Genomic DNA, 14,020 nt, shown 5'->3' with positions numbered 1-14,020 from the left:
AAAAGCAAGGCGCGACTTCCTGATAATTTTTAACTTGACCAAAAGCGGAAATTAATGAAGAAAAGAATACGCAAGCTTGCCGGTAGGTACAAATTAATTGATCAGGTTTTAATTACTCCTTATAGAAGCTATGGCACGCATTCGCACTTATATATTAAAGGGCGTGTTTTGGATAACGAACCCCTAAAAATAACGCAGGAAGCTAATTTTTTTAAAACCATAAAAACAACTTATAAGCAGTTTGATACGTTCGAAATTCCAGAGGCAAAAGTAGATTTAAGCCTACCCGGAAAAGTGCAAACGAGTACAGAAACCAATGCTGAAGGTTATTTTTTATTTGAAGATGAAGTAAAGGAAAACCTGGCAGAACACTCAGATGAAGAAGGTTGGTTAGATTACGATCTTTACTACAAAGGCCCAATGGGCAAGAAAACCGAATTACTGGAAGATCCTTTTACCGGTAGTTTTTTAATTCCGCATCCTGAAGCAGAATATGGGGTAATTAGCGATATAGATGATACCATTTTACATACCGGTGTTACTTCATTTTTAAAACTTAGATTGCTTAAAAATTCATTATTAACCAATGCCTATGATAGAATTCCACTGAAGGGAGCTGCCGAGTTTTATCAGAAATTGCACGAAGGCCGCGACGGTACGCCTAATAATCCAATTTTCTATTTAAGTAACAGTCCGTGGAATTTATATGAATATCTCAAACTTTTTTTAGATCACAACGCTTTCCCGAAAGGGCCAATTTTACTTCGGAAATTCAGAACGCCATTTGATGGCAGTATAAAACCTGAAAAGCCGCATAAACAGAAGGAAATCAATAATATCTTGCAAACTTATCCAAATATGGAATTTATTCTAATTGGAGACAGTGGCGAACACGATGCTTCTATTTATACTGAAATTGCAGCGCAACATCCAGATAGGATCCTGGCAATCTACCTACGAAGTGTAAATCATAAAAAGCAAATGAACCGCGTGCGCAGTATTATAGATAATTTTGAAACCACGCCGGTGCTTATGGTAGAATCTTCACAAGAAGCCGTGGCACACGCAAAGGAACACGGATTTATATAAGGTTAATCATCAATACTATTTCCAACGGCAGTTTTCTTACTTGCCCTGGTTTTTCTGGGCATTGTTCCAAAAATATGATCCCATAGGGGTGAAGAAACACCAAAAGCTCTGTCTGATTCTCGATAATGGTGAATGCTGTGATGTTGCCATAAAATCTTAAGAAAGTTGTTAGGAACTTTAAAAGCATGTACCGAATAATGTACTGCCAGATAAGCGGCATATCCTATTAAAAATCCTGCCAGGAATCCAAAGACATAATCCCCCAGAACCGCCCGGTAAATTATAAAAAGTACGGTAGCAACAACTAAACTCAAAACCGGTGGCATTGCTAATCTCGATTTGTCTTTAGGGTAATCGTGATGCACGCCGTGCATGGTGTAAGAGATCTTTTTCTTTCTTTCACTGGTAGCAGGAATATGGTAGAGGTAACGGTGCATAATATATTCTACGAAAGTGAAAAAGAAAAGTCCGGCTACGAATAGCCCTACCATTATTGGTGCTTCAAAACCTTTTTCGATAATTCCGTAGTAGATTAAAGCCACTGCAATTACTCCAAAAATAATTAAAGGAAGTGAAATATGTGTATGGGTAAGTTTTTCTAAAATTGGGTTGTCAAATAACTTTGGAGAACCCTTGTGCTTTGGCCGTTTAAGTTTTGTTGATTCCATATTTTCGAGTTTTTAAAACAATCCGTGAATCTCAGCGTCAATACGGTTTATAATATTTCCCAGGTCTTCAGGATCATCTACAAAGTTAATATTATCTACATCAATGATCAATAGATTGCCTTTGTTGTAATTATGTACCCAGGCTTCATAGCGTTCATTTAGCCTGCTTAAATAGTCTATAGAAATAGAGTTTTCGTAATCGCGTCCTCTTTTATGAATTTGGGAAACCAGGTTTGGAATACTACTTCTCAAATAAATAAGAAGATCGGGTCCCTGTACTACACTTTCCATAAGATCAAAAAGGGAGCTATAGTTTTCGAAATCTCTATTGGTCATTAAACCCATCGCGTGCAGGTTGGGTGCAAAAATATGCGCATCCTCGTAGATCGTTCTATCCTGAATAATTTTCTTTCCGCTTTCGCGTATTTGGAGTATTTGCCGAAACCTACTATTTAAAAAGTATATCTGGAGGTTAAAAGACCAACGCTCCATTTTATTATAGAAGTCTTCGAGATAGGGGTTTTCCAAAACATCTTCATACTGTGCTTCCCAGTTGTAATGTTTTGCTAATAATTTAGTGAGGGTGGTTTTTCCGGCGCCAATGTTCCCTGCAATCGCTACGTGCATAAATTCGTTATAATTAGATAGTTGTTAGGGCCGCTTTAAAAAGCGAGGATGTAAAGATACATGAATTAAGATTCCCTGAATTTTTACACCTTGTCAAAATACTCATAAATCTTGAAAAGCTAAAGTTTTTGATTCTATATCTCCCTAAAATTGATTAACTTAAAGTAGAATTTAAGGCTATGAAATCCCTGTTAAAATATTTTTTCTTGGTTTTTTTCTGCGGAATTCAATTAGCAATGGCGCAGGAAAAAGATAAAGATCACCTGATGCTTACGCGCAGTGATTATAGTTTTGATGAGACCAATTTACGACTGGCAAAAACCTTAAAACAAAATAATTCTATTACTCTTTTTACCGAAATTCGACACTCGGAAAAAGCTGCAGAAGCCGGTTTAGAACTTTCAGATAAAAGTCTGTTTATCTTCGGAAATCCCAAACAGGGTACTTTGTTGATGCAATGTGATCAATTGGCAGGTCTGGATCTTCCGCTTAAAATATTAGTTTATACAAAAGATGATGAAACACACATTACCTATAGTAGTATTAATTATTTAAAAAAAAGATACGAGCTTAAAAAAGCAAAGAATCTTAGACTGATCAATAAGGGATTAAAAAAAATTGCCTCAAAAGCTTCGGGAAACAGGGTTAAAAAGTCTGGCAAGTTTAAGCTGGAGAAGCACCAGGGGATTATTTCAGAAATTAGTGAGTTTGATTTTAATACTACCTACGAGCGGTTGGTGTCTGCGATTGAAACTAATCCTAATCTAAAGATCTTTTCAGAAATAGATCATTTTAAAAATGCTGAAGAGATAAACCTGGGATTGCGCCCAACCCGATTAATAATTTTCGGAAACCCAAAAATTGGCACTCCAATTATGCAGCAAAATGCAAAAATAGCCCTGGAGTTGCCGGTTAAATTTCTGGTATGGCGTGATGAAGCCGGCGTGGTGAAAATTTCTTATAACGATCCTGTATTTTTAGCAGAAAGGTTTAAAATTACCAACAATATTCCCGAGTTGGAAACAATGAAAAATACTTTGGAGAATCTTAGTAGGAATGCTTCAAAATATTAGGAAATATTATCATTAACCAACTTTCTGTATTGATTAGGCGTAATTTTTTCAAAGCGTTTAAATTGGCGGTTAAAATAGCTAGTGTTGTTAAATCCGCTTTTATAAGCTATATCGGCAAACTTATCATTTGTTCTCTGAATAAGCTTCTTCGCAAATTTTATACGTTCTCCGTTTAAGTAATCTATAGGGCTTTCTCCAAGCGTATTTTTAAAGCTCCGGTAAAAATTTGAAGTACTCATACAGGCTTTATCTGCGAGTTTATCTACCTGAATATTTTCGGTAAGATGTTCTCGCATATACTTTACGATAAACGCCATTCTATTATTGTCAAAAAGCGTTTCATTGTCCAGAAGCATTACTTTTGCTTTAGTTTGAAGTAACCTTATAATAAGTTCCTTTACCATTAAATCTAACAACGCATCTTTAGCTTTATCATCTTCCAAGAAAGTACTAAAAATACGATCTAACACAAATTGTACCTGTTGGTTATTGGCCAGGTGTACTGCACTGGCATCAAAGCTATGTTGATCGTTTTCAAAATCTATACGCGTATTTTCATTAAAGATTTCTACGGTTTCTTTTATTTTATCGGGATCAATTCCCAGGGCAAGGCAGCGCGTAGGATTTTTTGAATTGGCCAGCGGAAAATCTATGACCATCTTTTTATCTGAAGGTAACACTACAGATTCTCCCGGGAAAAAATCAAAAGATTTCATTCCTTCCAGGTGCATTATTTTTTTACCCGTAAGCATACTTGCAATAATTGGAAAGCTAAACTGAAGGTTTACACTTTCTGCTACCTGCCGGGTTTCAAAAACGTTTAGTTCAGCATAATCAGCACTGTAGATCGTCCTGTTTTCGATTGAAGTTTTTAACTTCAAATTGCGATTATAGTTTGATAAATTAGTATTCAAAACCTAATTAATTTAATAACATAGTAGTAATGTAGTATTTATTTGTAGAAAAGTTCAATTAATTAATCTTAAAATTAAAGATATTGGAATGATAAATTATAAAATTTACTTCTATGAGCTACTCAGCACCAAAATTTAAGGAAAAATATGGCAATTTTATTAATGGGAAATTCCAGGATCCTATAGACGGAAAGTATTTTGAAAATCATTCGCCGGTAGATAATAAGTTATTGGCCAAATATCCAAGATCTAACGAGAAAGATGTAAAAAGCGCCATTGAAGCTGCTAATAATGCAAAACATGAATGGGGCAAAACGTCCGCCTCAGAGCGAGCTGCGATTCTACATAAGATAGCTGATGTGATTCACGAAAACCTGGAAACTTTTGCGCAAATGGAAACGGCAGATAACGGGAAATCCATTCGTGAAACAATGAATGCCGATGTTCCCCTGGCAGTAGATCATTTTAGATATTTTGCTTCAGCGATAAGAGCAGAAGAAGGATCGGCAACAGAACTTAACGAAAATACCCTTTCCTTAATTATCAACGAGCCACTTGGCGTGGTTGCTCAAATTATTCCATGGAATTTTCCATTATTGATGCTTGCCTGGAAAGTGGCGCCCGCATTAGCTTCAGGAAACTGCGTAGTTTTAAAACCTGCGGAACAGACGCCTGCTTCTGCAACATTTTTAGCTGAAAAGATTGCAGATCTTTTACCTCCGGGAGTTTTTAATGTTATTCACGGTTTTGGTCCTGAGGCAGGAAAACCTTTGGCCTCCAGCCCAAATGTAGATAAAGTGGCCTTTACAGGAGAAACCACTACCGGACAATTAATTATGCAGTATGCTTCAAAAAACCTGCACCCGGTAACCATGGAACTGGGAGGAAAATCGCCCAACGTTTTCTTTAATAGTATTATGGATCACGATGATGCTTTCCTTGATAAATGTATTGAAGGCGCTGTGCTTTTCGCATTTAACCAGGGTGAAGTTTGTACCGCACCATCCAGGATCTTAATTCAGGAAGATATTTACGACGAATTCATTAAGCGGGTGATAGAGCGTACCAAGGCTATAAAAATGGGTAATCCGTTTGAGGAGTCTACGATGATGGGAGCGCAGGCTTCCAGTGATCAGCATCAGAAAATCCTGGAATATATTAAGATAGGCAAGGATGAAGGCGCCGAGGTTTTAGCTGGCGGTGGTGCAGCAGGACTTGATGGAGATTTGGCCAACGGATTTTACATTCAGCCGACTATCCTAAAAGGACATAATAAAATGAGGGTTTTCCAGGAAGAAATTTTTGGACCTGTAGTTGCGGTTTGCACATTTAAAGATGAAGCCGAAGCCATTGAAATTGCAAATGATACGATGTATGGTCTTGGCGCCGGAGTTTGGACGCGAGATGCGCATCAATTATATCAAATTCCACGTGCAATAAAAGCCGGGCGGGTTTGGGTAAATTGTTATCACGATTATCCTGCACACGCACCGTTTGGAGGTTATAAAAAATCTGGATTCGGACGAGAAAATCATTTGATGATGCTTAATCATTATAGACAAAGCAAGAATATGCTAATTTCTTATGATAAGAATAAACTGGGATTCTTTTAGAAATGGACTATAAAAGAGTAGATATAACTCCTGAAGCAGAAAAACTGTTGCAAGAACTTAAGCAACAGCACGGGGAGGTGATTTTTCACCAAAGCGGTGGCTGTTGCGATGGGTCTTCGCCTATGTTGCTGCCAAAAGAGGATTTTTATATTGATGATAATGATATTCTACTGGGTGAAGTTGGCGGTGTAAAATTTTATATGAGCCACGACCAATTTGAGTATTGGAAACACACTCACTTAACCGTAGATATTATCAAAGGTAGAGGCGGAAGTTTTTCGCTAGATATCCCTACCGGATACCGATTTCTTATAAAATCAAGAATGCTGAATGACGAAGAAAACAAAAATCTAAACCCTTAAATTGTTGCTTAAGCAATGCCTGAAAGCTGGATATACCCTAAATATTCAGTTTTTCAGGCTTTTTTACTCGATAATCGAGATTTAATGCTCCGAGGCTTTTCCTTAAATTTGATGTTTAAATTTTTCTAAAAAATTTAATTAAACCACTTATAGATTTCAGAAGAAGTATAGCATTCCCCACATTTAGAAAACATCCACAGGCAGTCTATAAAATCGGTAAGCATATGAAATAGTAGACCTATGAATATCAATTTTAAGACTCTGTTTTTAATAAAAAACACCCCAAAAATATAGCCGATAATAGCATAATGAGAATGCAGGGGATGATAACCAATTCCGCAGCGCATGGGATCAAATAATGGAGAGGCAAAAACATGATCAAGATCTACAGCCATAGTGGCGAGTAAGATAAGCCAGTTCTTTTTCCAGTTCTTTTTATCGTAAAACCAGGCAATAGCACCAATAGCTATAAAATGAAGAAAATAATGCGTGAATGTTTGCAATTGAAATTTTTAAAAATTGGAGCTTAAAAAATATCGAACCCTGGATCTCAATAAACTTATTAGTTGTTTTCAGGCTCTTCTTCCTCTTCAGCTGAAGACTCTATTTTGCCCTTTAACAGATCCTTCATCTTATTTTTTAGTACAATGAATCGCCAAATACCAATAGTAAGGAACAATACAGAAATGACCAGGGCCAGATAGCCAATATAATGCATCTCCTGGTATTCCTTGAGTTGAATTAAAGCCAAACCACCCAGCAGAAAATACATAGCCGCTTGGGTGTAGGACAACAACGTACGTTCATTGGCGAGCTTAGTTCTTTCCAGCGCTAGATGTTCACGAATAATACTTTCATCTATCTTTCTGTGAGTAAAAAGCTTTCCAAATTTAACCCTTCTCATAAAATTTCATATTTCAGCATAGAAACTGGATAGTTAATTTGCTTTAAAAGTTACCAAATTCGGTTTGTTTAAGCAAGAACTTAAATTCAACTATCCAGTTTGTGCATTTAGTTTTTAATTAGTCAACCTATGGCAGGTACAACCGGGTGCTGTAAAGCTTTGTGTGCTTTCGTGCCATGGGAAAGCTGCATTGTATTTATTGTCTTCCCAATAGAATTCGCCGCGTTCTTTCGGGTTATTTCCAATTTCGTTCATAGTTTCAGCATCATATAATCTACCGTTTACCATCGTATAAATAACCGATTCAGAATTACGAATATCTTCCAAAGGGTTTTCCTCCAGAACAATCAGGTCGGCTAGTTTGCCTTCTTCCAAAGATCCAATTTCGTTACCCATTCCTATATATTCAGCAGGGTTAATTGTTGCCGCTTGTAAAGCTTCCATATTGGTCATTCCGCCCATTTGCAATAACCACAGTTCCCAGTGAGCACCGAGTCCCTGTAACTGTCCGTGCGCCCCAAGATTAACTTTTACGCCAATGTCTGAAAGTTCTTTGGCTGTTTCTGAAACCAAAATAGGTCCGTTTCTATATTCTTCTTCAGGAAGTTTAGTACGGTGTCTTGATCTGGAATCTACAATTTGTCGTGGCATGAAATTCAGCAAACGTTCATTTTCCCACACATTATCTTTTTCATAGAAGTAATATTCACCGTTTATTCCGCCATAATTTACAATTAAAGTAGGGGTGTAACCGGTGTTGCTATTGCCCCAAAGTGTCTTTACATCTTTATACACAGGTACTACGGGAATATTATGTTCTATCCCGGTGTGCCCGTCTACAATCATATTCATATTATGCAAAAAAGTACTTCCACCTTCGGGAACCACATTCATCTCCAGTTCTTTTGCCGCCTGCATTATTTGCTGGCGCTGTTCACGGCGCGGCTGATTATAACTTTTTACCGAAGTCGCTCCAAAGGCTTTCGTTCTTCTTAAAGCCGATTTAGCATCTTCCAGGCTATTAATTACGGCTTTAAAATCGCCTTCAGCCCCGTATAAAATAATTCCAGTTGAATAAATTCTTGGGCCTACCATTTCACCGGCTTTCACCATTTCTGCCATGCTAAAAATGCTTTCGCTTAAGGCCGAAGGATCGTGAACAGTAGTAACTCCAAAAGCCATATTTGCATATAACGGCCAGTGCTTTTCTGGTGTTAAGCCATATCTAAAAGCACCAATATGGGCGTGGGCATCTACAATACCCGGCATTATTGTTTTTCCTTCCAGGTCATAAACTTTCGCATTATTCGGAATATTAACTTCGGAAGCTTCCCCTACTGAAACAATTTTATTTTCCTTAATTACAATACTTCCATTTTCAATTACCTTATCGCCATTCATAGTGATAATTCTGGCATTCGTAAAGGCAATTTGCCCTTCCGGAACATCGGTTTTTAGTTGCAACCCTATTTTGGTTCCTTCCTCAGTGATATCAGGAATAGAATCGGGTGAGTTCTTCAGAAAATTAAAACGCTCTGAAACTTTATTGGTAAAATATTCATCACCCAACGTCCAGTGTACATTTTGGCTGTTGTTCGACCAATGCAGGTTCATCCCGGCATCTTTGGTAATTTGTGTTACCGGAATACTTTTAGTGTTATTATCTAAATCCAGCGGCCTGCCGGTTAAAGTTAGGGGAGCCAAATAGGCCTGGTGCAAATGACTAAATGCTACCCATTTATTATCTGGGCTTGGCACTAAACGATTTGCATGTTTTGAATTGATATGCGTTCGCTCGTCATTTCCGCTTAGATCAATACTTTTTAAACTCTTTTCCAAACTGCCCATTAGCGCGCCACCGGTTTGGAAGAAAATTCGGGAATCGTCTTTGCTGAACATTGGGAAATCTCCGGAATCGTGGATTTTCTTTTTATTTTCTCCTGAAGCACTAATCGTATAAATTCCCGGTTCTTTACTAAAGGTTTGTCCCTGGTCGCTATTGCCTTTTTCTTTTACAAAAACAATTTGCTTAGCATCGTTTGAAAACGCCGGATTTCTATAAATACCTTTTTCTGAAGTGAGTTTTTGCGGATTTCTTCCATTTAAACCTACTTTCATTAATGCACCCATTTTTGAATCGCTCCAGGTTACATAAACGATCTCTTTTCCGTCAGGTGAAAATGCAGGTTCAAATTCAAAGTCTTCGCCATTGGTGATACGCTGAGGTTTTCCGTTTGGTAAAGATTTTTTCCATAAATAACCTACTGCATTAAAAACAAGTGTTTTTCCGTTAGGGGAAGTCACCGCGTGACGAATCACTTTAGGATTGAATTCTTCGGAAAATACCTGGTGTTCACTTTTATGGGTTTCAGCGATCTCTATAGTATTTTCAACTTCAAAAGGAATAATTTCAGACGAATAATCTTCAATATTTACTTTGTTGATTTTTCCTTCACTCCAGAAAACGAGTTCTTTTCCTGAAGGTATCCAGCTAAATCCTGGATAAACCCCAAAAATTGCCCAGGCTTCTTGCTGATCTTTACTCAATTTATCGTAAACCGGCCATTCCTCGCCGGTTTCCAGGTCGTGAATAAATAAAACCGACTTGGTTCTAACGCGTTTTATAAAAGCAAGTTTCTTTCCATCGGGTGAAACTTGTGGTCTCGCTGCTCCACCTGGGCCACCGGTAATTGTAGTATTTTCACCGGTTTCAAAATCGTATCTTTTTATAACATAGATCTGCTTGTTAGGGTCTTTGTTATACTGAAACATTCCGCCGGGATACATATCTTCGCTGTAATAAAGGTAGCGACCATCTGGAGAAATGCTTGGTTCGTTTACATCTTGTTGATCGTTTTTACGCTCGGTAAGTTGTAAGCCTCCTTCGCCGCCAATGTGATATAACCACATTTCGCCGGCCCCAAGAGAACGGCCAGAAGTAAAATGTTTCCTGGCTACAATGGCATTTCCGTCCGGTGTCCAAACCGCATTGTTCAATAACCTAAAGTCTTCTTTGGTAAGTTGTTCTGCGTTTTCACCATCCGTATTCATAATCCAGATGTTATCGCCTCCACCGGCATCGCTGGTAAAGGATATCTTAGAACCATCTGGGCTAAATCGCGGCTGAACTTCATAAGCCATTCCACTTCTTAAAAGTTCTGCTTTTCCGCCGCTAATTGGCATTTTATATATATCACCTAAAAGATCGAAAACAATGGTTTTTCCATCTGGAGAAACATCAAGATTCATCCAGGTGCCTTCATCCGTTTTAAGAGGTACTTCTTTAATATTCCAATCGTCAGAATAGGGATCATTTACGTCCCACTTCTTTTCTTCTTCTTTTTCCTTTTCTTGAGAAAAAAGGTTTGGAACGGTCATAAGTAAAATAATAGCCGGGAGGAATTTTCTAAGCATAGCGTGATTTTAATGAATATTTGTAATAGCTGTTACTTCGAGTGGTTTCCAATGATAATCGAAACCGTATCGAGAAGTGTTAATTTCTTTCAATCTGTTCTCGATACGGTTTTAATGCTATCGCTAAAAAAACCTACTCGAACTGACGTAGCCGTGAAAATGCTCAATCAGAAACTTTATTAACGAGGCTAAATATACTATGAAATGCTTAAAAAGTAGAAAAGTGATTATCTATTTAAATTTTTGCAGGATTTTGTGACGATGTTATCCCATAGAATTATCTTTTCTATTAAGTTTGATTTGAATATTTTTCTGAATAAAATTTGTTGAAAATGAAGACTAATAAACCCGAAGTCTGGTTGCGCGGAAAAGTAGAAGGTGTTCCTAATTTGTTGCAGCCCGCCGCTCACGCTTTATTACAATCTTGCGAAGAGGTTGAAAAATATATGAAGGATTTTCCAGAAGAATTGCTTTGGGAAAAGCCTGCCGGTCGTGCTTCAGTGGGATTTCATCTGCAACATTTAACCGGAGTAATAGATAGAATGCTGACTTACGCCAAAGCCGAAAAATTATCGGAAAATCAGTTTCAGTATTTAAAAAATGAAGGAAAACCTGATCAAGAAATTTCGCCTGCATTTCTCGTGAAAAATTTCCAGGAAAAAGTAAATGAAGCAATCGATTTTCTGAAAGATACACCTGAAAAAATTTTAACCGAATATAGACCGGTAGGCAGAAAGGAACTGCCTTCAACTGTAATCGGCTTGCTTTTTCACGCAGCAGAACATAGTCAGCGGCACGTGGGGCAACTTTTGGTAACGGTGAGTTTTTTAATGGAGAACAGGGAAATTTAAAAGGGTAAATTACTTAGATCTACATTACCTCCAGAAATGATAATTCCCACTCTTTTACCGTGAAATTTTTCTTTTTCCCTTAGAACAGCGGCAAATGCTACGGCCGCAGAGGGTTCAACTACAATCTTCATTCGTTCCCAAATGAGTTTCATAGCCGTAATGATTTCCTCTTCTTCTACTCGGATAATTTCGGAAACTTTATCTTTAATAATAGGAAAGTTTTTGTCGCCCAAATTTGTCTTTAACCCATCTGCGATAGTATTGGTAGTTTTGTTGAACTCTATTTTTCCGCTTTCCAGGGAGCGATAAGCATCATCAACTTCAAAAGGTTCTGCGCCTATGGTTTTACACTTTTCAGCATAAAAATCTACTGCCAGTGCGGTTCCGGCTAAAAGTCCGCCGCCGCCAACAGGAGTAATGATCACATCAAGTTCGGGGAAATCTTCGAGAAATTCTTTTGCCGCGGTTCCCTGTCCATAGATCACATTAAGATCGTTGGAAGGATGCAGAAAAGTAGCACCGGTTTCTTCTTCTATTTTTGCCGCGGCCGCTTCCCGGGCTTTTATAGTGGGTTCACATTCGGTAATCTGGCCACCATAAGTTTTTACAGCATCTTTTTTAACTTGAGGGGCAGAGGAGGGCATCACGATATAGGCCGGAATTCCAAGGCTTTTTGCGGAAAGGGAAACCGCTTGCGCAAAGTTGCCTGATGAATGCGTAACCACGCCTTTTGCCCGCTCTTCTGCGCTTAGCGCTAAAATTGCGGCAGTAGCACCACGCATTTTAAATGCGCCCATTCTTTGAAAATTTTCACACTTAAAATACACTTCGGTTTCGGCAAGACCATTTAACAAACGTGACCGCATTATAGGCGTACGCTTAATATAGGTTGCAATTTCTGAGTGTAGTGTTGTGAATTCCTCTTTACTTATCATTATAACCGGTTTCTGCTAATAAAATTAGTGCAAATTATTCAGTAAATAACTTTGGGACAAGCTTACTAGCATTATTATTGAAAAATATAATTTCGAGACAAGCCCGAGAATATTTAATCTCGATTATCGTGTAAAATTAAAATGTAAGCTTGGGTAATTTCTTATTTTTCTTTTTCAATAGGAACGGAAAGTACCGGGATTTCAGCATTTTTAAATAGTTCTACCGCTACGCTTTCTGCAAAAAGATTATAGAAAAAGCTGTGTTTGTGAGTGCCAACAATTAGCATATCTGCTTTTAATTTTTTGGCTTCTTCAAGCACTGTTTCCACTGTAGATCCCTGGATTAATAGTGCATCAGATTCTATTTTGTTGCTCAGGAACATTTCGCAAATTTGCTGTAATTCTTTATGTTCAGTCTTAAGTTCATCGGCGCGCATATCCCTAATATACTGCGGGCCGGTATCATAGCCTACAAAATCGGGATCTGGGGCAGCCACGTGGACCACCCAGACCTTTGCTCCGAATTTTTCAGCAATACTTTCAGCATAAGCCATCAGTTCCCCCACAGCATCGTTAAAATCTACTGCTACAAGAATATTTTTGAAGATTTTCATACGCTGAATTTTTTATTTAATATCCTTTATCTCTTTCAACTACATTTTTAAGCTCTTCATTTTCCTGTAATCTTTCGTAGTTCTCAATAATTTGAGGTACCACAGAGTTTGGATGGGTAACACTTGCAATATGTGGGGTTACTCTAATTTTTGGATGTTTCCAAAATGGGTGTTCATCTCTAATAGGTTCTTCCCAAAATACATCTAACGCCGCACCAGAAAGATGGCCGTCGTCTACTTTAGCCAATAGATCCTGTTCCACTAAATGTTCACCTCGGGCAACATTTATTACATAAGCTCCTTCAGGTAGTTTTTCGAATAATTCTTTGTTGAGAATTTTTTCGGTATCCGGAGTTAGGGGTAGCATATTTACCAAAATATCTGACTGCCCAAGAAAATCATCTAATTCATCTTCTCCAGCAAAGCTTTCTACATTTTCAAATTCTTTTTTATGCTTTGAAAACCCTATAACCTGGAAGCCGTTTTTTAGTAGGCTATTGGCTACACTTTGTCCAAGATTACCTATTCCCAAGATCCCAACTTTAACATCGTTATTGCGAGTATAGGAAACAGGATCCCACTTTTCGTTTATTTGACTTTCGCGGTAGTGTAATAGGTTTCTCTGATGCGCTAAAACAAGGCTTAACACAAACGTTCCCATATCTTCTTCTAAACGCTCATCTACTACTTTGGTTATTTTTACATTTTCCGGAAGTTCTTCGTCACTGGTAATATGGTCTACACCAGCGCCCATAGAAGCAATAACTTTTAGGTTTGGATAATTTTGAAAAATCCCGCGGGGGTGATTCCACGTTAAGGCGAATTCTACTTCTTCTTTGTCGTGGTCTTCTGGGTAAACATAGATATTTAAACCTGGATGTTGTTCTTTTAAGGCTTCAACCCAGGCTTTCGGGTCTTTCCCCGGACTAACTACTAATAATGACATTCTTTTTCTA

14 protein-coding genes are annotated in these 14,020 nt (G+C 38.0%); 5 read left to right on the top strand and 9 right to left on the bottom strand.

What is annotated here, in order from left to right:
• Positions 1 to 54 precede the first annotated feature (54 nt).
• Positions 55 to 1,089 carry an App1 family protein gene (locus APB85_RS02390; protein ID WP_057480551.1) on the top strand — a complete coding sequence of 345 codons (1,035 nt, stop codon included), beginning with the start codon at positions 55 to 57 and terminating at the stop codon, positions 1,087 to 1,089.
• 2 nt (positions 1,090 to 1,091) lie between these two features.
• On the opposite strand, the gene APB85_RS02385 is transcribed toward APB85_RS02390, so the two are convergent.
• Together APB85_RS02385 and APB85_RS02380 are read right to left on the bottom strand one after the other, a co-directional pair.
• The gene (locus APB85_RS02385; RefSeq protein ID WP_057480550.1) at positions 1,092 to 1,757 is read right to left on the bottom strand and encodes a sterol desaturase family protein; all 666 of its coding nucleotides are present in this window, start codon (positions 1,755 to 1,757) and stop codon (positions 1,092 to 1,094) included.
• Between the two features lie 12 nt (positions 1,758 to 1,769).
• The gene (locus APB85_RS02380) at positions 1,770 to 2,384 is read right to left on the bottom strand and encodes a deoxynucleoside kinase (RefSeq protein ID WP_057480549.1); all 615 of its coding nucleotides are present in this window, start codon (positions 2,382 to 2,384) and stop codon (positions 1,770 to 1,772) included.
• A 179-nt stretch (positions 2,385 to 2,563) separates the two neighbouring features.
• Between APB85_RS02380 and APB85_RS02375 the strand changes: the two genes are divergently transcribed.
• On the top strand, positions 2,564 to 3,457 hold the full coding sequence (locus tag APB85_RS02375; protein WP_057480548.1) for a DUF302 domain-containing protein: 894 nt from the start codon (positions 2,564 to 2,566) through the stop codon (positions 3,455 to 3,457).
• Here the strand turns inward: APB85_RS02375 and APB85_RS02370 are convergent.
• Positions 3,454 to 4,371 (bottom strand): AraC family transcriptional regulator, encoded by a 918-nt coding sequence (locus tag APB85_RS02370; protein WP_057480547.1) that lies wholly within the window; start codon positions 4,369 to 4,371, stop codon positions 3,454 to 3,456. The genes APB85_RS02375 and APB85_RS02370 overlap by 4 nt on opposite strands.
• A 113-nt stretch (positions 4,372 to 4,484) precedes the next feature.
• On the opposite strand from APB85_RS02370, the gene APB85_RS02365 reads away from it, so the two are divergent.
• Positions 4,485 to 5,984 (top strand): aldehyde dehydrogenase family protein, encoded by a 1,500-nt coding sequence (locus APB85_RS02365; protein ID WP_057480546.1) that lies wholly within the window; start codon positions 4,485 to 4,487, stop codon positions 5,982 to 5,984.
• 2 nt (positions 5,985 to 5,986) lie between these two features.
• Complete coding sequence (locus APB85_RS02360) at positions 5,987 to 6,346, top strand: DUF779 domain-containing protein (protein ID WP_057480545.1); 360 nt, start codon at positions 5,987 to 5,989, stop codon at positions 6,344 to 6,346.
• A 134-nt stretch (positions 6,347 to 6,480) separates the two neighbouring features.
• Here APB85_RS02360 and APB85_RS02355 read toward each other — a convergent pair whose 3' ends face one another.
• From APB85_RS02355 to APB85_RS02345, 3 genes are all read right to left on the bottom strand, one after another.
• On the bottom strand, positions 6,481 to 6,849 hold the full coding sequence (locus APB85_RS02355; protein ID WP_057480544.1) for a DUF6122 family protein: 369 nt from the start codon (positions 6,847 to 6,849) through the stop codon (positions 6,481 to 6,483).
• A gap of 59 nt (positions 6,850 to 6,908) precedes the next feature.
• Positions 6,909 to 7,250 carry a DUF202 domain-containing protein gene (locus APB85_RS02350; RefSeq protein ID WP_057480543.1) on the bottom strand — a complete coding sequence of 114 codons (342 nt, stop codon included), beginning with the start codon at positions 7,248 to 7,250 and terminating at the stop codon, positions 6,909 to 6,911.
• A 114-nt stretch (positions 7,251 to 7,364) separates the two neighbouring features.
• Complete coding sequence (locus APB85_RS02345; protein WP_057480542.1) at positions 7,365 to 10,664, bottom strand: amidohydrolase family protein; 3,300 nt, start codon at positions 10,662 to 10,664, stop codon at positions 7,365 to 7,367.
• 332 nt (positions 10,665 to 10,996) lie between these two features.
• On the opposite strand from APB85_RS02345, the gene APB85_RS02340 reads away from it, so the two are divergent.
• A complete protein-coding gene (locus APB85_RS02340) occupies positions 10,997 to 11,515 on the top strand; it encodes a DinB family protein (protein ID WP_057480541.1) in 519 nt (172 codons plus the stop codon).
• On the opposite strand, the gene APB85_RS02335 is transcribed toward APB85_RS02340, so the two are convergent.
• The 3 genes from APB85_RS02335 to APB85_RS02325 form a co-directional block, all read right to left on the bottom strand.
• Entirely contained in the window at positions 11,512 to 12,450 is a 939-nt protein-coding gene (locus tag APB85_RS02335) for a pyridoxal-phosphate dependent enzyme (protein WP_057480540.1), read from the bottom strand. The two genes, APB85_RS02340 and APB85_RS02335, sit on opposite strands and share 4 nt — an antisense overlap.
• Before the next feature lie 161 nt (positions 12,451 to 12,611).
• The gene (locus tag APB85_RS02330; RefSeq protein ID WP_057480539.1) at positions 12,612 to 13,064 is read right to left on the bottom strand and encodes a universal stress protein; all 453 of its coding nucleotides are present in this window, start codon (positions 13,062 to 13,064) and stop codon (positions 12,612 to 12,614) included.
• A 16-nt stretch (positions 13,065 to 13,080) separates the two neighbouring features.
• On the bottom strand, positions 13,081 to 14,010 hold the full coding sequence (locus APB85_RS02325; RefSeq protein ID WP_057480538.1) for a 2-hydroxyacid dehydrogenase: 930 nt from the start codon (positions 14,008 to 14,010) through the stop codon (positions 13,081 to 13,083).
• Positions 14,011 to 14,020 lie beyond the last annotated feature (10 nt).

Origin of the sequence: Salegentibacter mishustinae (genome assembly GCF_002900095.1) — a bacterium.
GTDB classification, from domain to species: domain Bacteria; phylum Bacteroidota; class Bacteroidia; order Flavobacteriales; family Flavobacteriaceae; genus Salegentibacter; species Salegentibacter mishustinae.
This window is presented reverse-complemented; position numbering and strand designations above follow the sequence as displayed.